The organism is Shewanella sp. 4t3-1-2LB, assembly GCF_017368415.1.
GTDB lineage: Bacteria > Pseudomonadota > Gammaproteobacteria > Enterobacterales > Shewanellaceae > Shewanella > Shewanella fodinae.
The window spans coordinates 1-255 of sequence record NZ_JAFNJD010000174.1 but is presented as its reverse complement, the minus strand read 5'-3'; the positions used below and the strand labels follow the sequence as shown (position 1 = coordinate 255).

1 rRNA gene is annotated in these 255 nt (G+C 50.2%); it reads left to right on the top strand.

Annotation, left to right across the window (positions count from 1 at the left end):
• Positions 1-255: ribosomal RNA gene (locus tag J3L11_RS19175) — 23S ribosomal RNA — on the top strand; the annotation flags it as partial.

Sequence of the window (255 nt, the reverse complement as noted above, 5' to 3'; positions counted from 1 at the left end):
TACAGGGTGATAGTCCCGTACACGACAACTAACCGATGATGAAAACGAGTAAGGCGACACACGTGGTATGTTGTCTGAAGATGGGGGGACCATCCTCCAAGGCTAAATACTCCTGACTGACCGATAGCGAACCAGTACCGTGAGGGAAAGGCGAAAAGAACCCCAGTGAGGGGAGTGAAATAGAACCTGAAACCGTATACGTACAAGCAGTGGGAGCGGTCCTTGAGACCGTGACTGCGTACCTTTTGTATAATG